Below are 22,173 nucleotides of genomic sequence, written 5' to 3'. Positions count from 1 at the left end.
TTTGAGAGGGAATTTCCAGTATGTTTAATCTGATCGCAAACGCCGCCGCTGCGGCGCCGGCCGCCGCTCACGACGCAGGCCTCAGCCTGATGCCCGCCTCGATGTGCGTGAAGGAAGAAGGCCAGAATCCCTATGGTCTGGTTCCCGCACTGTGCGAAGGCGGCATCGTCTCGCAGCTCACCTTCCTCATCCTGCTGATCATGTTCGTCGGCACGCTCTACATCCTGTTCACCAAGCTCTTTGAGCAGAACAAGGTGATCAGCCAGGGCAAGACCGTCGACGCCAATTTCTGGCGCGCCCCGACGCTCGCCGACGGCGCCGCGAAGCTCGAAAAGAACAGCGCCTATCGTCAGGTCGTCGAAGACGGGCTGCGCGCGAACGAAGAGCATAACAAGCTGACCGACCCCGTCGAAGCGCATGACTGGATGCACGGCACGCTCGAACGCTCGCAGAATCACATCAATTCGAAGCTGAACAGCGGCCTCGCCTTCCTCGCGACCGTCGGTTCGACCGCGCCGTTCATCGGTCTGTTCGGTACGGTTATCGGTATTCTGCGCGCGCTGGTGAAGATCGGTGCGTCGGGCCAGGCCTCGATCGATACCGTCGCCGGTCCGGTCGGCGAGGCGCTCATCATGACCGCCATCGGTCTGATCGTCGCGGTCCCCGCGGTGCTTGCGTTCAACTGGCTCCAGAGCCGCAACAAGATGATTGCCCGCCGTCTCTCGATCTTCTCGAACGACGTTCTTGGTTCGATCATGTCGAACGGCCAGGTGAAGCCGGCGTCGCCCACCGTGGCGAAGGCTGCTGCGTCGGCCGCGGCCGCGGCACCGAAGAAGGCCTGATTCGGCTCCTGGATCCCCGCCCGCCCCGTGGGCGGGCGGGGTCCGCTGGACAGTATATATCCGCTGTCCATGACAGATAATTTTGTGACAGGATGCTAATCCTATGGCGATGAGTGTAGGCGATAAGGGCGGCGAAGACGCCCCGATGTCCGAAATCAACACGACCCCGCTCGTGGACATCATGCTCGTGCTTCTCATCATCTTCCTCATCACGGTTCCCGTGGTGTTGGAGACGGTGGAACTCGAACTGCCCGACGTGGTCTTTGAACCGACGACGACGAAGCCTGAAAATGTGCTGCTGTCGATCCGGTCGGCCGACACCGACGGCGATGGCCTGCCCAATCCCGAAAGCACGGCATGCGAAGTTTACTGGGGCCAGACCCCCGTCGATTCGCGGCAGTTGCTCGAACGCGGACAGGCGAAGCTGGAAAAGCTGCTCGAGGACATCGGCGGGCCGCAGAACATCACCGAAGAAAACTTCCCCGAAGTGCATATCCGCGGCGACGTCAACACGCCGTACCAGTGCATCGGCGGCGTGATCTACACGATGCAATATGCCGGCTTCCAGAAGATCGGGTTCATTTCGGAACCGGCTCCTGGCTCGGGCACGGTGGGCCGCCTCTAAGGCGGTCCGCCCAGATATGAAGGAATAACCCAATGTCCATGTCAGTTGGTGAACGGGACGACAATGAACCGATGATGGACATGAACACGACGCCGCTTATCGACGTCATGCTCGTGCTTCTCATCATGTTCATCATCACCATCCCGGTCCAGACTCATGCGGTGAAGATCGACCTGCCGGTCCCGACCGACAGCCAGAGCAATGTCGATCCTGAAAAGAACAAGGTGATGATCGACCGCGCCGGGACGATCACCTGGAACGGTACGCCGGTCGACCTCGCGCAGCTTGCGCAATATCTGGAACAGACCAAGGCGCTGCCGGTCGAACCCGAACTGCAGGTTCAACCCGATCCCTATGCGCGCTACATCGTCGTCGACAATGTCATGGCGGTGATCAAGCGCAGCGGCGTCGGCAAGCTCGGCTTCGTCGGTAACGAACAATATGCCCGCGTCTTCTGATTCCTGACATCGGCGCCGCACGGCAAAACAGGGGGCTGCGAAGCGATTCGCGGCCCCTTTGCCGTGGCGGCCGACCAGGGCTGAAACCGACCGGAAGTGGCCGCTGGCATTTCGGGCTCTCTCCCCTTCAGGGGAGAGACACGAAGGCTTGCCGGCTTGTCCGGCTAGAGTCTTTCCGCGGTTGGATGAATCGCTGGGGATTCCCAAGCGCGCTGATCTGTGATTCATATGTGGACGCCCCCTATGGCAAGGGCTTTTGTCGGGACGGGTTTGATCGGTTGCTTTCATATGTCCGGCGTGTTTGTGCGGCGTGAGGACTGCCGCTGGCCCTGATGGAAATCCGCCGGCGAGGTCCCTGATCGAGCTGGCGCGCTTGTGAAGCGCATTGAATCAGGCGGGATGGTCTCACCATTGGCTCGATCGTTACTCATCATCGACTGCCGTCACCAATTCGGATTTCTTCTGTCAGGCCATCGTTGCGTAGGGCCGATAAGCTTCCTTCCGCGTCAACACGACCCATGCGATCCGGGCGAGCTTGGCCAGATGGGCGATGCCGGGATTAGCAACGAGGCCGAACTCCGCCAGATGCGCGCGCAAGGCATTGGCGAGCATGGTACGCTGGCGCACGAGCAGCGACCGGGCACGATGTGTCATGAGCACGCCCTGCTGTTCGACCGTCTTGGCAGGAACGAACCGCATCGTCGGGCGCTGCACGGCTTCGCAGATGGCCTCGGCATCCAGCACATCGCTCTTGCCGCGCTTGACGTAGCCCTTCACGTAGGAAGGGGGAATGAGGCGAACTTCGTGCCCCATGGCGACGAGTGTTCGAGCCCAGTAGTGCGCTGTTCCGCAGGCCTCAACGCCGATCAGGCACGGCGGCAACTTCGAGAAGAAGGGCAGCATCTGCTTCCTGTGCAGCCGCTTCACCAACACCGTGGCACCGTTCTCATCGACGCCGTGCGCCTGAAACACGCTCTTCGCCAAATCCAATCCAATCGTCGTGATCGTCATCGCAAACGCTCCTCTTCCTGCTTCGGCTAACCGATCAGCAGCATAGCAACCGCCGACCAGTGCGGGGGCGTCCACATCATCAAGCTAGCCACTGGTGAGGAGGCCAGCATGGATGAGGCCATTATCGCAGGATTTGCGGGTTCGGTTTTGCCGGGCGCTTGACCGGGGCATGTCGGCACGGGCGGCTGCGCGGATGCTGGATGTGAGCGCGGCGACGGGTGTTCGCTGGGCACAGGCCTGGCGAGAGCGGGGATCGACCGAGCCGGGCAAGGTGGGCGGCCACCTGCGGCCGTTGCTGGAGAGCGAGCGCGACTGGCTGCTGGCACGAATCGAGCAGAAGAAGGACCCGACACTGCACGAGCTGCTGGCCGATCTGCGCGAGGAGCGGGGCGTGGTGGTATGCTGCGATACGCTGTGGCGGTTCCTGAAGCGCTGCGGCAAGTCATTTAAAAAAGACGCTCTTCGCCAAGGAGCAAGACCGCCCCGATGTTGTCCGCCGCCGCGCCCGCTGGCGCTGGGTTCAGCGCTGGGTAAACCCCCGGCGCATGGTCTTCATCGACGAGACCTGGGCCAAGACCAACATGACCCGTACCCATGGCTGGGGCACGAAGGGCGAGCCGCTGATCGACAAGGTGCCGCATGGACACTGGAAGACGCTCACCTTTATCGCTGGTCTCAGGCACGACGGGATCGTCGCCCCCTGCGTGCTCGACGGGCCGATCAACGGGACAAGCTTCACCGCCCGGGTCGAGCAGTTCCTGATCCCCGAACTGGAACCAGGCAGCATCGTCGTCCTCGACAATCTCGGCAGCCACAAAGGCAGCCGCGTGCGCAAACTGCTCCGGGCGGCGGGCATCAAGATGTTCTTCCTGCCACCTTACTCGCCCGACCTCGATCCGATCGAGAAGATGTTCTCCAAACTCAAGCGCCTGCTGCGAAAAGCCAACGAACGAACCGTCGAGCCCACTTGGCGGCGCATCGGCAAACTGCTCGACCGCTTCCCTCCAAACGAATGTGCCAACTACATCAGAGACGCCGGATATGCCTCAATCTAACTCAGAAAGACTCTAGCCGCAGTTGAGAGGGGGTTGGGATGGTCCCCCTCTCCCAACCCTCTCCCCTGAAGGGGAGACGGCTATGGCAGCTCCCCACCCCAAAACCGACACCCCTATCCCGCCGGCAGCCGCAACCGCACCAGCAGCCCGCCCAGATCCTCGCTCGCTTCCAGCGCGATGCTGCCGCCATAGATTTCGGCGACGTCGCGCACGATCGCCAGACCAAGGCCGGTTCCGGGCTTGCCGCTGTCGAGCCGCACACCGCGGTCGAATATGCGCGTGCGATCGGCGGGAGAAATGCCGGGACCGTCATCCTCGACGATGATCTCTGCCATCGCGCCGTCGCGCGCGATCGTCACAAACACGCTGCCGCCGCCATATTTGGCCGCATTTTCAAGCAGGTTCCCAACCAGTTCATCCAGATCCTGCCGCTCGACCTGCACCACCACCGTCCGGTCCCCCGCGGCATCGAGCCGCGTATCGGGATACAAGGCGAAGACGGCCCGCGAGACGCTCTGGACGCTGTCCCACACGACCGCGCGCGACTGCGCGGCCCCGCGGCGCCCAACGGCGCGCGCGCGCGCCAGATGGTGATCGACCTGACGCTGCATCGTCGCCGCCTCGCGCCGGACGATGTTCGCAAGATCCGAATCCGAACCCGTCGCGCTGTTGACGAGCACGGTGAGGGGGGTTTTCAGCGCATGAGCGAGATTGCCGGCGTGGAGCCGCGCCTCCTCCGCCTGCTTTTCATTATGCGCGAGCAGCGCGTTGAGTTCGTCGACCATCGGTTGCACCTCGCGCGGCAGCGGCGCGTCGACGCGGCGGTTCTGGCCGCCGCGCATCGCCGCGATCGCACGCCGGATGTGGCGTAGCGGCCAGAGGCCGTAAAAGGTCTGGAGCGCCGCAAGGATGATAAGCCCGATTCCGAGGAGCGCGAGACTGGGGATCAGTGTCTTGCGCACCGCGCCAATCTGCGCGTCGAGCGTCTCGCGCGACTGGGCGATCTGGTAGCGCCAGCTCACTTCGCTGCCCGGCAGGATCACATTGCGTTCGAGGATGCGCAATTCCTCGTCCACAAACTGATCGCTGTCATAGGTATGAATCTGGTCGTCGATATGCGACCTCGGCGCCTTCAATGTGCGTTCCCACAGCGAGCGCGAGCGATAGGGCTCCTGCCCACCGCCGCTGATCTGCCAGTAAAGACCGCTATAGGGTTCCAGAAACCGCTGGTCGCCGAGCGGTTCGATCAGCCGCACCTCGCCGTCGGGGCCGATCTCTGACGAGCGGATCATCGCGATCAGCACATATTCGAGGCTCGAATCGAAATTGCGCGTGATCGCGCTGGTCAGCACGCGGTCGAGCGCGAAGCCGCCGCCAATCAGCAGCAGCGAAATCCACAGCGCCGCAATCGCGATCATGCGCCGCGCGAGCGAACCGGTCATGCGGCTGGCGGGTGCCGGACGCGACGAGGGTTCCAAACCCTCCGCCTTTTCATTCTCCGTCATTCCGGCAAAGGCCGGAATCTCTCCCTGTCGTCACCGCGCACCGGCGAGATCCCGGCCTTCGCCGGGATGACGGCAGGGAAACAGGAATGGCGCATGGTCAACCCTGCGGGTCGTCGAGCTGATAGCCGAGACCGCGGATCGTGGTGATGATGTCGGCGCCCAGTTTCTTGCGGATGCGCGTGACGAAAACCTCGATCGTGTTCGAATCGCGATCGAAATCCTGGTCATAGATATGTTCGATCAACTCGGTGCGCGACACGACCTTGCCCTTGTGGTGGAGCAGGTAGGAGAGGAGCTTATATTCCTGCGCGGTGAGCTTCACCGGCTCGCCGGCGAGGGTGACGCGGCCCGATCGTGTATCGAGCCGGACATCGCCCGCGGTGAGTTCGCTCGACGCATTGCCCGACGCGCGGCGGATCAGCGCGCGCAGGCGGGCGATCAGTTCCTCGGTCTGGAAGGGTTTGGCGAGATAGTCGTCGGCACCGGCGTCGAGCCCCGCCACCTTGTCCGACCAGCTGTCGCGCGCCGTCAGCACGAGAACCGGAAAGTTGCGCTTTTCGCGCCGCCAACGGTCGAGCACGGTCAATCCGTCGATTTCGGGGAGGCCGAGGTCGAGAATCGCAGCGTCATAGGTTTCGGTCGAGCCAAGAAAATGCCCGTCCTCGCCATCGGTCGCGAGGTCGACGGCATAGCCCGCCCCCTCCAGCGTCGCTTTGAGCTGCGGCCCCAGCGTGGGTTCGTCTTCGACAATCAAGATCCGCATTCAGGCGCCTTTCCTTGGCCCGCCGACTGGTGCCGGTGGCATGTTTCGACTGTGTATCAAGTCCGCACGTTCATCGCAAAAAATTGGTTGCGCGTCGGTACGGCCTGGCTCTGATGTCAGGGATTGCGGCCGACGATCCGGCCGGTGCGCGCATCGACATAGACGACGACAACCTGGCTGCCGTCCATGAACTTGAGCTTGTAGATCATCCGCCCCGCGTCGAACTGCGGCCCACCGAGATAGGTCATGTCGCTGTACGGCGGGCGCGAGCGGACTTCGGCGATCAGCTTGCCCAGCGGCACGACCTGCCCCTGCGCCGCCGCTTCGCGCAGATGTTCATGGTCGCGATCGCCGCGCGCGACCGCCGGCGCAGCCATCGAAAGCAGCAGCGCGGAGCAAAGCGGAAGGGTCAGGGTGCGGAACATGGCCGTGTCTCTAACGCGAAAGCATTGAATAGCCGATGAATGGCCGCGTCATCCGCGGTTCGGGTATCGGAACCGACTTTGCCATGGCGCCGGGGCCATGGTGGGCGCGACAGGGATTGAACCTGTGACCCCACCCGTGTGAAGGGTGTGCTCTACCGCTGAGCTACGCGCCCGTCCCGGCTCGGACCCGAGGGCCCGCCATCCGAAAGCCGGACGTCCATAGCCGCTGGCGCGGCGATTGCAACGCCCATTTGCCCGAAAATCCGGTCGGGAGAGTCGGGTGGACTCCAATGCAAAACGGGCCGCAGCTTGCGCCACGGCCCGAGTTGTTCTTCAGCAAGAGGGCCGCCGACCTTAGTTGACGGCGTCCTTGAGGGCCTTGCCGGCCTTGAACTTCGGCTGGTTCGACGCCGCGATGGTCATCGTTTCGCCGGTGCGCGGGTTGCGACCGGTCGATGCCTTGCGCTTGCTGACCGCGAAGGTGCCGAAGCCGACGAGACGGACTTCGCCGCCCTTCTTCAGCGCGCCCGTGATCGCGTCGAAGACGGCCTCGACGGCCTTGCTGGCATCACCCTTGGTCAGGCCGCTCGAATCGGCGACGGCGGCGATCAGGTCTTGTTTGTTCATGCCTAAGGAACCCCTGCATTTGGTTGGATGATTCTCATGGCCCGAAGCCATGGCGCGTCACTAACGATGTTTGCCCCCGGCTTGTCAAAGCAAAAAAGGGAGAAAATCCCCCCGAAACGCCGATTTTGCGACGAAGCTGGGGCGAATAACCGTCCGCTGCGGGCGACTCAGTGGCGAATCGCGCTTTCGGGATCGCTGCCGACGCCGATCGGCGGCGAGGCGGCAAGCTCGTCCGCCTCGGTCCATTCGATCGGTTCGACCGGCGAAACGAGCGCTTCGGCAAGCACCTGGTCGACGTGGCTGACCGGAATGATTTTGAGCCCGCTCGTTATGTTCGCCGGGATTTCCACGAGATCCTTTTCATTCTCCTCGGGGATCAGCACCGTCTTGATGCCCCCGCGAAGCGCGGCAAGCAGCTTTTCCTTGAGTCCGCCGATCGCGAGCACGCGGCCGCGCAGTGTGACCTCGCCGGTCATCGCGACATCCTTGCGCACGGCGATGCCGGTGAGCGTCGAGATCATCGCGGTGACCATGCCGACGCCCGCCGAAGGCCCGTCCTTGGGTACCGCGCCTTCGGGCAGGTGGATGTGGATGTCCTTGCGCGCGAACAGGCTGGGCTTGATGCCATAGGCGGGCGCGCGTGCTTTGACGAAGGACAATGCGGCCTGCACCGACTCGGTCATCACTTCGCCGAGCTTGCCGGTCGTCTTGACCTGCCCCTTGCCCGATGCGGTGACCGCCTCGATCGTCAGCAATTCGCCGCCGACCTCGGTCCAGGCAAGGCCGGTCACGGCGCCGACCTGATCCTCGAGATCGCTGATGCCGTGCCTATACTTCCGCACGCCCGAAAAGTCGGACAGGTTTTCGGGCGTGATCGTCACGCTTTCCGCCTTGCCCTCGAGTATCTTGCGCAGCGCCTTGCGCGCAAGACGCGCTATCTCGCGCTCGAGCGTGCGGACGCCCGCCTCGCGCGTGTAATAGCGGATGAGATCGCGCAGACCGTCCTCGGTCAGTTCGAACTCGCCATCCTTGAGCCCGTGCGCCTCGACCTGCTTGGCGATCAGGTGGCGCTTCGCGATCTCGACCTTCTCATCCTCGGTATAGCCTTCGAGCCGGATGATCTCCATGCGGTCGAGCAGCGGCTGCGGCAGGTTGAGCGAGTTCGCCGTCGTCACGAACATGATGTCGCTAAGGTCGACGTCGATTTCCAGATAATGATCCTGGAACTTCGCATTCTGTTCGGGGTCGAGCACTTCGAGCAGCGCCGACGCCGGATCGCCGCGGAAATCCTGCCCCAGCTTGTCGATCTCGTCGAGCAGGAACAGCGGGTTCATCGTGCCCGCCTTTTTGAGATTGGTCACGATCTTGCCCGGCAGCGAACCGATGTAGGTGCGGCGGTGGCCGCGGATCTCGGCTTCGTCGCGCACGCCGCCCAACGACTGGCGCACGAACTCGCGGCCCGTCGCCTTCGCGATCGAACGGCCGAGCGAAGTCTTGCCGACGCCCGGCGGGCCGACGAGGCAGAGGATCGGGCCTTTCAGCTTGTTGGTGCGCGCCTGCACCGCGAGATATTCGACGATCCGGTCCTTGACCTTCTCCAGCGCATAATGGTCGTCGTCGAGGATCGCCTGCGCCTTGGCGATATCCTTCTTGAGCTTCGATTTCTTGCCCCACGGCAGGCCGATCAGCGTGTCGAGATAGTTGCGCACCACCGTCGCCTCGGCCGACATGGGCGCCATCGCGCGCAGCTTTTTCAGCTCGGCATTCGCCTTGGCCCTGGCCTCCTTCGACATTTTGAGGCTGTCGATCTTGAGTTGCAGTTCAGCAAGGTCGTCGCCGCCTTCGCCATTGTCGTTGCCGAGTTCGCGCTGGATCGCCTTCAACTGTTCGTTGAGGTAGTATTCGCGCTGGCTCTTTTCCATCTGGCGCTTCACGCGGCCGCGGATCTTCTTTTCGACCTGCAGCACGCCGAGCTCGCCTTCCATGAAGGCGAACACCATTTCGAGCCGCTTCGACGGCGCATCCTCGACGAGCAAAGCCTGTTTGTCGGCAACCTTGATGTTGAGATTGCCGGCAACCGAATCGGCGAGGCGCGAGGCGTCGTCGATCTGGGACAGCTGCACCGCGGTTTCGGCGGGCATCTTCTTGTTGAGCTTGGCATAATTTTCGAACTGGTCGACGACCGAGCGCATCAGCGCCGCAGTATCGACGCTGTCGTCGACGGTGTCGGCGATCGGCTTGACGCTCGCCATCACCGCCCTGTCCTCGTCGGTGAGCGCCAGGAGCTTCGCGCGTTCCTTGCCCTCGACGAGCACGCGAACGGTGCCGTCGGGCAGCTTGAGCAACTGGAGCACCGTCGCGATCACGCCGACGTCGTAAAGGTCGTCGCGCTGCGGATCGTCCTCGCCCGGATCGAGCTGGGCGACGAGGAATATCTCCTTGCCCGCCTCCATCGCGGCTTCGAGCGCGGCCACCGAACGGTCGCGACCGACGAACAGCGGCACGATCATGTGCGGGAAAACGACGATGTCACGCAGCGGCAGAAGGGGATAGGATTGCGTCATTACGGCTCCTCGACGAGCGCCGCGACCGGGCGCACCGTCGTTACTTATAGGGTGGTCCACGCTAATATGGCGTAACTTGCCGCGCATTCAATGCAGGAGTGCTCACGGAGGGGCGACGGCGCAGACGTCGCTGCCCCTCTCGACCACCGCCTGCGTCGGCGGTCGCCCGCGCCATCGCCACGCGACGGGGAGAAGCATTTATCTCAGAACGGGAGCTTGAACCCCGGCGGAAGCGGCAGGCCGCTCGTCATCTTGCCCATTTCCTCATTGCTCGCCGCGTCGGCCTTTTCGCGCGCGTCGTTGAACGCGGCGGCGAGCAGATCCTCAAGCATCTGCTTGTCGGCGGGGACGATCAGGCTGTCGTCGATGTGGATCGCCTTGATCCGACCCTTGGCGGTCGCCTTGATCTTCACAAGGCCGCCGCCCGAGACGCCTTCGACCTCGACGCTGTCGAGCCTCGCCTGCGCCTCCTGCATCTGTGCCTGCACGGCGGCGGCGGCTTCCTGCGCCGCCTTCATCATTTCTTCGATGGATTTCATGGGTTCGACCTATGCTGATTATTGTCGCCTTCGACAAGCCGCGCGTCGGGAAAGGCCGCCAGCGCGGCCTTCACGACGGGCAGTTCGCGAATGCGTGCCTCATTATCGGCGCGCTGCGCCGCCTTCATCTGCGCCAGGCTGGGGCGCCCCTCGCCCGTGCCTTCGCGCACTTGCCAGCGGCTGCCCGTCTGACCGAACAGCGCTTCGCCGAGCCGTCGCGCAAAATCGCCGTCGAGCGCGGAGACGGGTGCATAGACAAGGCGACCCGGCTCCAGCTCCAGAATCCGGAGATCGTCGTAAACCTGCCGCGCAAGCTGATGATGTCCCGTGCTTTCGAGGAGCCGGTGAATCTGTGCGATGGTGAGCGCGCCTGTGGTGGGCCCGGCTGCGGGCGCAGGGTCCGCCGCGGCGCGTTCCGACCCTGTCGCCGCCGCGGCGGCTGCGACGGGCATCGCCGGTATGCCGCCCGATTCGAGCAATTTCGCAAGCTCACCCGGATCGGGCAACGACGCGGCATAGATGACGCGCAGCAGCAGCATTTCGAGATGTTCGAGCGGATTGTTCGCGCGCAGCACCTCGTCATGGCCCTTGAGCAGCAATTGCCACAGCCGGTTCAACGGAGCAAAGCCCAGCTTTTGCGCCCAGTCGGTGATGCGTTCGCGGTCGGCCACGGCGAGCGCGGGATCGTCGTGGCGCGATACCTTCGCGAGCGTGATCGCATGGGTCAGCTCCATCAGGCCGCGCACCATCGCGACGGGTTCGATCCCCAGCGCATATTGCGCGCGCGCAAGGTCGATCGCGCCGCCGCTGTTCCCCTCGAGAATCGCCGCCATCAGCCCGGCGATCGACGAACGATCGGACAGGCCGAGCATGGCGCGCACCTGTTCGGCGCTGACCTTGCCACCGCCGTCCAGATCGGCGTGGGCGATCGCCTGGTCGAGGATCGACAGGCCGTCGCGCACCGATCCTTCGGCGGCATTGGCGATCAGCCAGATCGCGGGCGCCTCGGCCTCGACGCCCTCTTTCTGCAAAATCGCGCTGAAATGCGCGAACAGCATGTCGGGGGTGATGCGGCGCAGGTCGAACCGCTGGCAGCGCGACAGCACCGTCACCGGCACCTTGTTGACCTCGGTGGTCGCGAACAGGAACTTGACGTGCGGCGGCGGCTCTTCGAGCGTTTTCAGGAGCGCATTGAAGGCATTACGCGACAACATATGCACTTCGTCGATGATATAGATCTTGTAGCGCGCCGACACCGCAGCATAGCGCACCGCCTCGATAATCTCGCGCACATCGTCGACGCCGGTGTTCGACGCGGCGTCCATCTCGATGACGTCGATGTGGCGACCCTCGGTGATCGCGCGGCACGGTTCGCACACGCCGCAGGGGTCGATCGTCGGCCCGCCCTGCCCGTCGGGGCCGATGCAGTTCAAAGCCTTGGCGATCAGCCGCGCGGTCGATGTCTTGCCGACCCCGCGCACCCCGGTCATCAGGAAGGCGTGCGCCAGCCGGTCGCGCGCGATCGCATTGCCCAGCGTCTTCACCATCGCATCCTGCCCGATCAGCTCCGCAAAGGTTTGCGGGCGATATTTGCGTGCCAGAACACGGTAAGGGCCGGACGATGCCGCGGGCGCAGGTGCCTCGGGCAGGTCCATGCCCAGCATCGGGGTTTCGTCGTGGGCGGAATCGCTCATGGCCCCGTCTTAGGGGGACGCCGCGGTCTTGTCGAAGGGGGAAATGGGTGGGAGCCGGAACGACCCGCAGCGAATTCGTTGCGGCTGCTTCCTTCCGGACCTGACCGGGTTGGCGAAGGCTGCGTCCGCCCGACTCCCGCGGCGCATATGGCGAGGGATGGCATGAAATGCAAGGCCGCGGCGATTCACCGGAATCCGGCCGGCTTCGGCGTGGGGTCCGCCCTCGGCCTATCGGTCGTCCGGGCGAAAGAAACCGGTCAGCGCACCCCCTGCATATTACGGCTCTCCGCGGGAATACGCACGGTCAGCCCGTCCATATCTTCGGTCAGGACGATCTGGCACGACAGGCGGCTCGTCCGTCGCGCGCCGGCGGCGAGATCGAGCATGTCCTCCTCCATCTCGCTCGCGGGCGGCAGACGGTCGAAATCCTGGCTTTCGACGACGACATGACAGGTCGAGCAGGCCATCTGGCCTTCGCAGGTCCCTTCGAGCGGTATCAGATGCGCCTGCGCGACGTCGAGCAGGGTCGAGCCCGGCTCGGCTTCGGCCTCGGTGCGCCCCTTGCCGTCAGCGTGGATGAAAGTGACGCGCATCAGTTAACCCCTTGAAGCCTGGCAGCGTCCTTGATCGCGTTCAGGCCGTCGCGCAACTCCTGTTCGCTGGTATAGCGCCCCCAGCCGAGGCGGAGCGAGGCGCGCGCGTCGGCCTCGCTCACCCCCATTGCGCGCAGCACATGGCTGACCTTGCCCGATCCGCTGCCGCACGCGCTGCCGAGCGAAAAGGCGACATCGCGCGCGTCGGACATCAGGCGCAGGCCGTTCACGCCCTCGCGACGTATATTGAGATTGCCGTGATAGCGCGGGCTTTCGGCGCCGTTGATCGTCCATTCGGGCAGCATATCGCGCGCGAGCGACCAGAGGCGCTCGACATGGCTTGCATCCTTGTCCAGGCGCTCGGCCGCGACCGCGGCGGCAGCGCCGAACCCGGCGCAGAGCGCCGGCGAGACGGTGCCCGAACGCATCCCCTGTTCCTGCGCGCCGCCAAACATCAGCGGTTCAAGCTCGACCCCGTCACGCACCCACAGCGCACCGACCCCCTTGGGACCGTGAATCTTGTGCGCCGACACGGCGATCAGGTCGGGGCCTTCGGGAATCGCGATCCGGCCGAAACCCTGCACCGCATCACACAGCAGCAGGCTGTTCTTGGCGTGCGCGGCCGCAGCGAAGTCGGCAACCGGCTGGATCGTGCCGACCTCATTGTTCACCAGCATCGTCGCGACGATGCCATTTTCGGGGATCAGCGCCGCATCGGGCGGCAAGGCCAGCCCCGCGCCATCGACCGGCAAAATCGCCGCATCGAGCCGCTCAAGGCATTGCAGCGACGCCGCATGTTCGATGCTGAGCCCCGCGACGCCGCCCGGCATCGCCTCGGCGCCGCGCAGCAGCGCCCAGTTGAGCGCCTCGGTCGCGCCCGAGGTGAAGAAGACGCGCCCCCCCCCTGGCAGCAGCGCCGCAACCTGATCGCGCGCGACCTCGACCGCCGCGGCGGCGGCACGGCCCGCCTTGTGCGTACTCGAAGGGTTGGCGAAACCGTCGCCCTCTCCCGGTCCGTCGAGCCAGCGCAACATCGCATCGCGCGCCTCGGGGGCGAGCGGCGTAGTGGCTTGATAATCGAGGTAAATCATTCGGCGACGGAGTCCTTATTGCGAACAATTCGCAAAAGTTGCAAGTTGCGACCTTTTTTCTATATAGGCGCGTGTCTTCGCTCCGCCACCCCGCCCCATGGCGAATCACTGGCAAGCCCCGATACATGGAAGGTGCTTTGATGCCCGACGTCATTTTCCCCGGCCCCGAGGGCCGCATCGAAGGCCGTTTCTCGCCCCCGCCGCGTCCGCGCGCGCCGGTTGCGCTGATCCTCCACCCGCACCCGCAGGGCGGCGGCACGATGAACGACCGCATCACGCAGGCGATGTACAAGAGCTTCGTCGCGCGCGGTTTCGCGGTGCTACGCTTCAACTTTCGCGGCGTCGGCCGCAGTCAGGGCACCTTCGACAATGGTATCGGCGAACTGTCCGATGCCGCATCGGCGCTCGACTGGGTGCAGTCGATCCATCCCGAGGCGCAAACCACCTGGGTGGCGGGGTTCAGCTTCGGCGCCTGGATCGGGATGCAATTGCTGATGCGCCGCCCCGAAATCCGCGGCTTCCTCTCGGTCGCGCCGCCGGCGAATATGTACGACTTCAGCTTCCTCGCCCCCTGCCCGTCATCGGGGATCATCGTCGCGGGCGGGCAGGACGAGATCGTGCCGCCGTCCGCGGTGCAGAAGCTGGTCGACAAGCTGCGCACGCAAAAGGGCATCACCATCCATCACGACGAAATCCCGCGCGCCAACCATTTCTTCGAGCATGAGCTCGATCAGCTGATGAAGTCGCTCGACAATTATCTGGACATGCGGCTCGCGCCCGATTCGCCGATCCGGTGACATCACCGTCGTTGCGGGCGGAGCGAAGCAATCTCCGGCTATCGGCCAGGGTCGACGCCGGCTGGAGATTGCCGCGTCGCCTTCGGCTCCTCGCAATGACAAAGTGCTATTTCACCGGCACGAGCCACACCGCGACATTGGCGAACATCACCAGCGCCGCGACGAGCATCAGCAGCGCGCGACGACGATCACCCTTGCGGAACACATAGGCCGCACCGCCGGTCAGCACGACGCCGGTGAGCATCAGGATCGAGATGATCGTGTCGGACATGGCGCGGCTTTACCGGCGGCGTCACAAATTTGCCACCTCGCTTATGGCAAAGTCCGGCGCCTTCGCCTAAAGCGCGCTCATCGATTCCCTTATGCCCCGCGGGAGCCGCACCATGCGCATCGCCATCGCCGCCGACCACGCCGCCTATGAACTGAAAGCCCTGCTCGCCGACTGGCTGCGCGAAAAGGGACACGAGGTCGAGGATCTGGGCACCAACGGCCCCGACAGCGTCGATTATCCCGATTATGGCTATCGGCTGGGCGGTGCGATCGCCGACGGCCGCGCCGACCGCGGCGTTGCCCTGTGCGGATCGGGCATCGGCATCTCGATCTCGGTCAACCGCAACCCCGCCGCGCGCTGCGCTTTGGTGTCCGAGCCGCTGTCGGCGAAGCTGGCGCGCGAGCATAATGACGCGAACGTGATCGCCATGGGTGCGCGCCTCACGGGTATCGACATGGCCAAGGCGTGCCTCGACGCTTTCCTGACCACCGATTTCGCCGGCGACCGCCACGCGCGCCGCGTCGACAAACTCTCTAACCCGCCGCAACTGGAGACCAGCCGATGACCACCGAAACGCTAGACAAGCCCATCAAATCGGCCGGCTATTTCACCGATGGTGTCGCCATCGTCGACCCCGCGGTCGCGGCGGCGATGACCCGCGAACTCGAACGCGAGCAATATCAGATCGAACTGATTGCGAGCGAGAATATCGTTTCCAGGGCGGTGCTCGAAGCGCAGGGATCGGTCTTCACCAATAAATATGCCGAAGGCTATCCGGGTCGCCGCTATTATCAGGGCTGCGCGCCGTCGGACGAGGTCGAACAGCTTGCGATCGACCGCGCGAAACAGTTGTTCGATTGCGGTTATGCGAACGTCCAGCCGCATTCGGGGGCACAGGCGAACGGCGCGGTGATGCTCGCGCTGACCAAGCCCGGCGCTACGATCCTCGGCATGAGCCTCGACGCCGGTGGACACCTGACCCACGGCGCGCCGCCCGCGATGTCGGGCAAATGGTTCAACGCGGTGCAATATGGCGTGCGCGCCGACGATCATCTCGTCGATTTCGACCAGGTCGAGGCGCTGGCGAGGGAGCATCGCCCTGCCCTCATCATCGCGGGCGGTTCGGCCTATCCGCGCACGCTCGATTTCGCGCGCTTCCGGGCCATCGCCGACGATGTCGGCGCGTTGCTGATGGTGGACATGGCGCATTTCGCGGGGCTCGTCGCGGGCGGCGCGCATCCCTCGCCGATGCAGTACGCGCATGTCGTCACCACGACCACGCACAAGACGCTGCGCGGCCCGCGCGGCGGCATGATCCTGACCAATGACGAGGCGATCGCCAAGCGCATCAACTCGGCGGTCTTCCCCGGCCTGCAGGGCGGACCGCTGATGCACGTCATCGCCGCGAAAGCCGTCGCGTTCGGCGAAGCGCTGCGCCCCGAGTTCAAGGATTATGCAAAAGCCACCATCGCTAACGCGCAGGCGCTCGCGAACCGGCTGAAGGCGCGCGGCGCCGACATCGTCGCAGGCGGCACCGACACGCATCTGGCGCTGATCGACCTGCGCCCGCTCGGCATCACCGGGCGCGACGCCGACGAAGCGCTCGAGCGCAGCGCGATCACCTGCAACAAGAACGGCGTGCCCTTCGACCCGCTGCCGCCGGTCAAGACCAGCGGCATCCGCGTCGGATCGCCCGCGGGCACGACGCGCGGTTTCGGCATCGCCGAGTTCGAGGCGATCGGCGACATGGTCGCCGACGTGCTCGATGCATTGCGCGACAAGGGCGAGCATGGCGACGCCGATGTCGAGGCCGATGTCCGCGGTCGCGTCCGCGCGCTCTGCGAACGCTTCCCCATCTATCAGGGTTGAGGGCGATGGCGCGCCAGCAGCCGGAGGAACCCACGCTCGTCGAACTGACGATCGAAGAGGTGAAGGCGATGGGCAAGCAGGGGATGAAGCACCCCTCGACGCCCACCGTGCTGACCGGCGGTGTGGTCGGTGCGGTTGCGGGTGCGGTGCTACCGGTGGTGAGCTGGCCCGTCGGCCTGTTCGCGGGTGCGGCCATCGCGCTTTATACGCGGGTGAAGCGCTGACCCATGCGGTGTCCTTATTGCGGCCATGAAGACAGCCAGGTCAAGGACAGCCGTCCGACCGAAGATGGCGCGGCGATCCGCCGCCGCCGCCAGTGCGAGGATTGCGGCGCGCGCTTCACGACGTTCGAGCGCATCCAGCTGCGCGAGGTCGTGGTGATCAAGGCCGGCGGGACGCGCGAGCCGTTCGATCGCGAAAAACTGATGCGCAGCGTCCAGATCGCATGCCGCAAGCGCCCGATCGACGGCGCGCGGATCGAACGGCTGGTATCGGGCATCCAGCGCCAGCTCGAAACATCGGGCGAGAATGAGGTGCAGGCATCGCAGATCGGCGCGATGGTGATGGAAGCGCTCAAGGGCTTCGACAATGTCGCCTATATCCGCTTCGCCAGCGTCTACCGCGATTTCACCGAAGCCAGGGATTTCGAAGAGTTCGCCTCGACGATCACCGAGGCGGCGCGGCCGATCAAATGACCGCGGCTGCCCCGCCCCCCGTCATCGTCCTCGTCCGACCGCAGCTTGGCGAGAATATCGGCAAGGCGGCGCGGGCCATGCTCAATTTCGGGCTGACCGAACTGCGCCTCGTCAGCCCGCGCGACGGCTGGCCCAATCCAGATGCCGGGCCTGCGTCAGCCGGGGCCGACGTCGTGCTTGCGGGCGCAAGGGTTTTTGAAACGCTGGCCGAGGCGGTCGCCGACTGCACGGACATTTATGCCACCACGGTGCGCAAGCGCGGCGTCACCAAAGCGGTGCTCACGCCCGAAGCGGCCGCGCAGAAGGTCCACGCCCAGCCGGGGCGTTCGGCCTATGTCTTCGGCCCCGAACGATCGGGGCTCGAAACCGACGATGTCGCACTGGCGCACGCGATCGTCACGGTGCCGATCAATCCGGCCTTCGGTTCGCTGAATCTGGCGCAGGCGGTCATTCTGCTCGCCTATGAATGGTCGAAACATGTGCCCGGCGACGGCCATGTTGCGCTCGCCAGCCCGCCCGAAGTGCCGCTCGATCCGCCCGCCCCGCACGGCGAGCTCGAAGAGCTGATCGGGCACTTCGTGCGCGACCTTGACCAGAGCGGCTATTTTTTCCCGCCCGAACGCCGCGACGCGACGCTCCGCGCGCTGCGCACGACGCTCACCAAGACGGGCTGGTCGCACAACGACATCCGGATGATGCACGGAATCATTGTGGCTCTTGGCCGGGCGCCAAGAACGCGCTGAAGCGAAAACCGCTCAGTTATCGGCGCGCAGGCGATCCCACTGAACCGCCTCATAGGCGATTGATTGTTCGACCAGCTCGTTCCACACCGCGCGCAGCCGCGCGGGTTCCAGTCCCGCGGCTTCGGCCGCGCGCGCGACATTGTCGAGCACTTCCGCCTTGCGCGCTTCGTCGCGGACGGTGCCGCGGTCGGTCTTGATCCGCGCCGCGGCGTCCATATAGGCGAAGCGGCGAACCAGCAGCGCGACGAGGTCGCGATCGACCGCATCGACCCCGGCGCGGACATCGGCCATGGATTCGCATTGATCGGGAGGTTTGGCGGTCGTCATGCGCGCAGCCTTTAGCGGCTTTTTCGCCACTGTCGAGCGCGGGCGCAGCGCTTGACTTTGCGACGCGTCCCGTCTAACCGCGCGCCTTCGCAAATTGACCCCGCACCCCGGTGAAGCGGTGGTCGCGCACGGCCCGGCCCGTGCGGTGCGACCCGGGAACCGCCGAAATCCCTCGGCAAACAGCAAATTGGAGACGACAATGTCGAAGCGCCAGAGCGCCAAGTATAAACTCGACCGCCGGATGGGCGAAAATATCTGGGGTCGCCCGAAGAGCCCGGTCAACCGCCGCGAATATGGCCCCGGCCAGCACGGCCAGCGCCGCAAGGGCAAGATGTCGGACTTCGGCATCCAGCTCCGCGCGAAGCAGAAGCTCAAGGGCTATTACGGCGACATCACCGAAAAGCAGTTCAAGAAGAATTATATCGAAGCGTCGCGGATGAAGGGCGATACCGGTCAGAACCTGATCGGCCTGCTCGAACGCCGCCTCGATGCGGTGGTCTATCGCGCCAAGTTCACGCCGACCATCTTCTCGGCGCGCCAGCTCGTCAGTCACGGCCACGTCTATGTCAACGGCGTCAAGTGCAACATTGCCAGCCGCCTCGTGAAACCGGGTGACGAAATCACCCTGGGCAAGAAGGCGCAGGAAATGGCGCTCGTCGCCGAAGCGCAGAGCCTGCCCGAGCGCGACCTGCCCGAATATCTGGCGGTCGACGGCACCAAGGCCACCTATGTCCGCGTGCCGACGCTCGACGAAGTGCCTTATCCGGTGAAGATGGAGCCTAATCTGGTCGTCGAATTCTATTCGCGCTGATCGGGCGGATCATTGCGGAACCAAAGGGGCGGTCCGGTAACGGGCCGCCCTTTTTTGGGACACACGACGCGGCAGCGCGCACAGCGTCTCAGAACCAGAGCTTCACCCCGGCGACGATGCCCAAACTGTCGACCTCTTCACCATCGGCGCGCGCAAACCGCGCCGACGCGCCGATCTTGTGCGCCCATTCGAAGCCGACATAGGGCGCGATCTCGCGGACGATCTCGTAGCGGAGGCGAAGGCCCAGTTCGATTTCGGACAGACCCGCGCCGATCCCGCTTTCGGGGGCATCCTGCGCTGCGAGATTGACCTCCGCCATTGGCTGGAGGATCAGCTTCTGTGTGATCCGCTGGTCGTAGCTGCCCTCGATCCGCGCGGTGAGGTCACCCTTGTCGGACAGGAACAGCGCCCCTTCGGCCTCGAACCAGTAAGGCGCCAGTCCTTCGACCCCGATCACCGCATGGGTGCGGTCGGCGCCATGCCCGAAATCCTGCCTGATCCCCGCCTGCGCGTTGAAATAGGGTCCGATCGCGCGGCTGTAGAGCAGTTGCGCCTCGGCAGCTTCGACGCCTTCGCCGAACACCGTTTCGCCCTCGCTCTTGATGGTCAGCCGGTGGATGTCGCCGCCATACCACGCCTCGCCCTCCCAGCGGAAAGCGTCGCGGCCCTTGCGCGCCTGATATTCGGCAAGGTTCAGGCTGACGAAGCCGACCCTCTGGCCGCCGTTTTCGACCATCATCGCGTGGCGCGCATGATCCATCTCGGCTTTCGGGAAATAGCGGTCGGCATACCAGTCGCGCGGCGGCGGCGGCGCCGGGGCGTTCCCGGCAGGAAGGTCGGTGCCCGCTCCCCCCGAAGTGTCGGCGGGCGAGTCGGCGGCCGGGGTGCAATGCCCCATCGCGGCATGATCGGGAGTGCAGAGCGGATCGGTCTGCCCGGCCGCCGCGCTGGGCCCGGCAGTCGGCGCATGATGCCCCCCATGGGGCGACTGCGCCGCGGCGGACGCGGTAAAAATGCCAAGCGACAGACCGGCCAGCAGCAGCGCGCGCGTCACGCCGCCTCTCCCTTCGGCCGCACGCTGACGACGCGCATCATGCCCGCGTGCATGTGATAGAGAAGGTGGCAGTGGAAGGCCCAGTCGCCGAGCGCGTCGGCGGTGAAGTCGAAGGTCGCGATCCCGCCCGGCTGGACTATCACCGTATGCTTGCGCGGCGCATGGTCGCCCTTGCCCGTCACCAGTTCGAAGAAGTGACCGTGCAGGTGAATGGGGTGGCTCATCATCGAATCGTTGATGAGGTTCACGCGCACGCGCTCGCCCAGGGTGAAGGGAATGGGCTCGTGATGGTCGGACATCTTGACCCCGTCGAACGACCACATGAAACGTTCCATATTGCCGGTGAGGTGGATGTCGAGCGAGCGGGAAGGCGCGCGCACATCGGGATTGCGGTCGAGCGCGACGAGGTCGTGATAGGTGAGCACGCGGTGCCCGACATCCTCCAGCCCCTGCCCCGGCTCGCCCATCCGGTCGACGGGCATGGGAGAAATCGACTGGACGCCGGGATCGCGTTTGACCTGCGGCGCAACCGAGAAATCGCGCATATTGTGGTCCATGCCGCCATGACCGGCGTGCGCGCCCTCGCCCGCGGGGGTGCAATGGCCCATCGCGGCATGTTCGGCGGTGCAGGCGCCATCGCCGCCGCCGCTCTCCGCCATGCTGCCCATTCCCATATCCTTCATCGTCGCCAGCGGGCGGGCGCGCAACGCGGGAACGGGCGCGAACAGCCCGGCGCGCGGCGTCAGCGTCGCGCGCGCCATCCCCGAGCGGTCGTTCGCCTCGGCGACTAGCGTATAGGCACGGTCCTCGACGGGCGTGACGACGACATCATAAGTTTCGGCAACGCCGATCTGAAACTCCTCGACATCGACGGGACGGACGTTCAGCCCGTCGGCCTGCACCACCGTCATCGCCAGCCCCGGAATGCGAACGTTGAAGATCGTCATCGCCGAAGCGTTGACGATGCGCAGCCGCACGCGCTCGCCGGGGCGGAACAGCGCGGTCCAATTGTCCTGCGGACCATAGCCGTTGACGAGGAATGTATAGGTCGAACCGTTGACGTCGGCGACGTCGGTGGGGTCCATCCGCATCGCGCCCCACGCCAGCCGTTCCTTCAGCGGCTGGTCCTCCCCCGCGAGCAATCCGGCGAGCGTCTGACGCTGCATGTTGAAATGGCCCGGATTGACCTTGAGCTTGCGAAAGATTTCGTGCGGCGACAGGCGGCTGTGGTCCGACAGGACGATCACATGCTCGCGATCGAAGGCGACAGGATCGGCATCGGCGGGGTCGATGACGATCGGACCATAATGGCCAAGCTGTTCCTGCAACCCCGAATGGCTGTGATACCAATAGGTCCCCGACTGGACGACGGGAAACTCGTAAACGAAGGTCGAACGGGGCTTGATGCCCGGAAAGCTCACCCCCGGCACGCCGTCCATGTGGAAGGGCAGGATCAGCCCGTGCCAGTGGATCGAACTATCCTCGTCGAGGTCGTTGACGACGGTGAGCCGCGCCTGCTGCCCCTCCTTCAGCCGGATCAGCGGACCCGGCACGGTGCCGTTGATGCCGATCGCCCGCGTGACCTTGCCGTCGACGCGCAGCGTCTGACGCGCAATGCGCAGCCGGATGTCGGTGCCCGACACGCTGGGCAGCGGCGGCGCGATCCCAGCCGATACCGGCTGCGCCCACGCCGGATAGCAGGCCGCGAGCGCCGCGAGCGCCCCACCACCGAGCGCCCCGTTCACGAACCCGCGTCTGTCGATCTGCATATCCATCCCGATAACTGGAAACTCTCCGCCGCGACTGACGGCGGC

24 protein-coding genes, 1 tRNA gene, 1 other RNA gene and 1 pseudogene are annotated in these 22,173 nt (G+C 64.9%); 11 read left to right on the top strand and 16 right to left on the bottom strand.

The features are described from left to right. Positions 1-20 precede the first annotated feature (20 nt). From SALA_RS04065 to SALA_RS04055, 3 genes are all read left to right on the top strand, one after another. A complete protein-coding gene (locus SALA_RS04065) occupies positions 21-842 on the top strand; it encodes a MotA/TolQ/ExbB proton channel family protein (RefSeq protein ID WP_011541117.1) in 822 nt (273 codons plus the stop codon). 103 nt (positions 843-945) lie between these two features. Then, the gene (locus SALA_RS04060) at positions 946-1,467 is read left to right on the top strand and encodes an ExbD/TolR family protein (protein ID WP_011541116.1); all 522 of its coding nucleotides are present in this window, start codon (positions 946-948) and stop codon (positions 1,465-1,467) included. Positions 1,468-1,499: 32 nt separating this feature from the next. Then, entirely contained in the window at positions 1,500-1,925 is a 426-nt protein-coding gene (locus SALA_RS04055; protein WP_011541115.1) for an ExbD/TolR family protein, read from the top strand. A 528-nt stretch (positions 1,926-2,453) separates the two neighbouring features. Here the strand turns inward: SALA_RS04055 and SALA_RS04050 are convergent. Beyond that, positions 2,454-2,936: pseudogene (locus SALA_RS04050) on the bottom strand (IS110 family transposase); the annotation flags it as partial. Positions 2,937-3,048: 112 nt separating this feature from the next. On the opposite strand from SALA_RS04050, the gene SALA_RS16675 reads away from it, so the two are divergent. After that, positions 3,049-3,991 (top strand): IS630 family transposase gene (locus tag SALA_RS16675; protein ID WP_192807446.1). Its coding sequence is split into 2 segments (ribosomal slippage): positions 3,049-3,384 and positions 3,386-3,991, totalling 942 coding nucleotides; the frame shifts between segments, so codons are not numbered across the junction. A 113-nt stretch (positions 3,992-4,104) separates the two neighbouring features. Here SALA_RS16675 and SALA_RS04040 read toward each other — a convergent pair. The 11 genes from SALA_RS04040 to SALA_RS03995 all read right to left on the bottom strand — a co-directional run bounded on the left by SALA_RS04040 (position 4,105) and on the right by SALA_RS03995 (position 13,792). After that, on the bottom strand, positions 4,105-5,409 hold the full coding sequence (locus SALA_RS04040; protein ID WP_041383661.1) for a sensor histidine kinase: 1,305 nt from the start codon (positions 5,407-5,409) through the stop codon (positions 4,105-4,107). A gap of 184 nt (positions 5,410-5,593) precedes the next feature. Continuing rightward, positions 5,594-6,259 carry a response regulator transcription factor gene (locus SALA_RS04035; RefSeq protein ID WP_011541111.1) on the bottom strand — a complete coding sequence of 222 codons (666 nt, stop codon included), beginning with the start codon at positions 6,257-6,259 and terminating at the stop codon, positions 5,594-5,596. Positions 6,260-6,375: 116 nt separating this feature from the next. Continuing rightward, entirely contained in the window at positions 6,376-6,684 is a 309-nt protein-coding gene (locus SALA_RS04030; RefSeq protein WP_011541110.1) for a PepSY domain-containing protein, read from the bottom strand. Between the two features lie 98 nt (positions 6,685-6,782). Next, positions 6,783-6,857 (bottom strand) — tRNA-Val (locus SALA_RS04025). Positions 6,858-7,038: 181 nt separating this feature from the next. Then, positions 7,039-7,311 carry an HU family DNA-binding protein gene (locus SALA_RS04020; RefSeq protein ID WP_011541109.1) on the bottom strand — a complete coding sequence of 91 codons (273 nt, stop codon included), beginning with the start codon at positions 7,309-7,311 and terminating at the stop codon, positions 7,039-7,041. 167 nt (positions 7,312-7,478) lie between these two features. Then, the gene (gene lon, locus SALA_RS04015) at positions 7,479-9,875 is read right to left on the bottom strand and encodes an endopeptidase La (RefSeq protein WP_011541108.1); all 2,397 of its coding nucleotides are present in this window, start codon (positions 9,873-9,875) and stop codon (positions 7,479-7,481) included. A 203-nt stretch (positions 9,876-10,078) separates the two neighbouring features. After that, on the bottom strand, positions 10,079-10,414 hold the full coding sequence (locus SALA_RS04010) for a YbaB/EbfC family nucleoid-associated protein (RefSeq protein WP_011541107.1): 336 nt from the start codon (positions 10,412-10,414) through the stop codon (positions 10,079-10,081). Then, positions 10,411-12,108, bottom strand: coding sequence for a DNA polymerase III subunit gamma/tau (locus SALA_RS04005; RefSeq protein WP_011541106.1), 1,698 nt, complete (start codon positions 12,106-12,108; stop codon positions 10,411-10,413). Before SALA_RS04005 ends, SALA_RS04010 begins: the two co-directional genes overlap by 4 nt. Before the next feature lie 43 nt (positions 12,109-12,151). Beyond that, an RNA gene (gene ffs, locus SALA_RS16670) (signal recognition particle sRNA small type) lies at positions 12,152-12,249 on the bottom strand. 116 nt (positions 12,250-12,365) lie between these two features. Further along, the gene (locus tag SALA_RS04000) at positions 12,366-12,704 is read right to left on the bottom strand and encodes a 2Fe-2S iron-sulfur cluster-binding protein (protein ID WP_084764666.1); all 339 of its coding nucleotides are present in this window, start codon (positions 12,702-12,704) and stop codon (positions 12,366-12,368) included. Then, positions 12,701-13,792: a cysteine desulfurase family protein gene (locus SALA_RS03995; RefSeq protein ID WP_011541104.1), complete on the bottom strand. Its 1,092-nt coding sequence runs from the start codon at positions 13,790-13,792 to the stop codon at positions 12,701-12,703. Before SALA_RS03995 ends, SALA_RS04000 begins: the two co-directional genes overlap by 4 nt. A gap of 140 nt (positions 13,793-13,932) precedes the next feature. Here SALA_RS03995 and SALA_RS03990 point away from each other — a divergent pair, with 140 nt between their 5' ends. Next, the gene (locus SALA_RS03990; RefSeq protein ID WP_011541103.1) at positions 13,933-14,589 is read left to right on the top strand and encodes an alpha/beta hydrolase; all 657 of its coding nucleotides are present in this window, start codon (positions 13,933-13,935) and stop codon (positions 14,587-14,589) included. A 106-nt stretch (positions 14,590-14,695) separates the two neighbouring features. Here the strand turns inward: SALA_RS03990 and SALA_RS17295 are convergent, their stop codons facing one another. Continuing rightward, a complete protein-coding gene (locus SALA_RS17295; RefSeq protein ID WP_192807445.1) occupies positions 14,696-14,860 on the bottom strand; it encodes a hypothetical protein in 165 nt (54 codons plus the stop codon). 112 nt (positions 14,861-14,972) lie between these two features. Here SALA_RS17295 and rpiB point away from each other — a divergent pair, with 112 nt between their 5' ends. From rpiB to SALA_RS03965, 5 genes are read left to right on the top strand one after another with little or no spacing between them, the layout of a single operon-like run. Next, positions 14,973-15,425: a ribose 5-phosphate isomerase B gene (rpiB, locus tag SALA_RS03985; RefSeq protein WP_011541102.1), complete on the top strand. Its 453-nt coding sequence runs from the start codon at positions 14,973-14,975 to the stop codon at positions 15,423-15,425. After that, positions 15,422-16,729: a serine hydroxymethyltransferase gene (gene glyA, locus SALA_RS03980; protein ID WP_011541101.1), complete on the top strand. Its 1,308-nt coding sequence runs from the start codon at positions 15,422-15,424 to the stop codon at positions 16,727-16,729. Before rpiB ends, glyA begins: the two co-directional genes overlap by 4 nt. 5 nt (positions 16,730-16,734) lie before the next feature. Further along, positions 16,735-16,953, top strand: coding sequence for a hypothetical protein (locus SALA_RS03975; protein ID WP_011541100.1), 219 nt, complete (start codon positions 16,735-16,737; stop codon positions 16,951-16,953). Between the two features lie 3 nt (positions 16,954-16,956). After that, the gene (gene nrdR, locus SALA_RS03970) at positions 16,957-17,424 is read left to right on the top strand and encodes a transcriptional regulator NrdR (RefSeq protein WP_011541099.1); all 468 of its coding nucleotides are present in this window, start codon (positions 16,957-16,959) and stop codon (positions 17,422-17,424) included. After that, positions 17,421-18,167 carry an RNA methyltransferase gene (locus SALA_RS03965; protein ID WP_011541098.1) on the top strand — a complete coding sequence of 249 codons (747 nt, stop codon included), beginning with the start codon at positions 17,421-17,423 and terminating at the stop codon, positions 18,165-18,167. Before nrdR ends, SALA_RS03965 begins: the two co-directional genes overlap by 4 nt. A 12-nt stretch (positions 18,168-18,179) precedes the next feature. Here SALA_RS03965 and SALA_RS03960 read toward each other — a convergent pair whose 3' ends face one another. Then, entirely contained in the window at positions 18,180-18,494 is a 315-nt protein-coding gene (locus SALA_RS03960) for a chorismate mutase (protein ID WP_041383077.1), read from the bottom strand. 199 nt (positions 18,495-18,693) lie between these two features. Between SALA_RS03960 and rpsD the strand changes: the two genes are divergently transcribed. Beyond that, entirely contained in the window at positions 18,694-19,305 is a 612-nt protein-coding gene (gene rpsD / locus SALA_RS03955; protein ID WP_011541096.1) for a 30S ribosomal protein S4, read from the top strand. Between the two features lie 88 nt (positions 19,306-19,393). Here rpsD and SALA_RS03950 read toward each other — a convergent pair whose 3' ends face one another. Continuing rightward, positions 19,394-20,359, bottom strand: a complete 966-nt coding sequence (locus SALA_RS03950) for a copper resistance protein B (protein WP_011541095.1) — start codon at positions 20,357-20,359, stop codon at positions 19,394-19,396. Continuing rightward, complete coding sequence (locus SALA_RS03945) at positions 20,356-22,134, bottom strand: copper resistance system multicopper oxidase (RefSeq protein ID WP_084764665.1); 1,779 nt, start codon at positions 22,132-22,134, stop codon at positions 20,356-20,358. The genes SALA_RS03950 and SALA_RS03945 overlap by 4 nt, the downstream gene beginning before the upstream one ends. Positions 22,135-22,173: the final 39 nt, after the last annotated feature.

It is taken from the genome of Sphingopyxis alaskensis RB2256, from assembly GCF_000013985.1.
Taxonomy (GTDB): Bacteria; Pseudomonadota; Alphaproteobacteria; order Sphingomonadales; family Sphingomonadaceae; genus Sphingopyxis; species Sphingopyxis alaskensis.
This window is presented reverse-complemented; position numbering and strand designations above follow the sequence as displayed.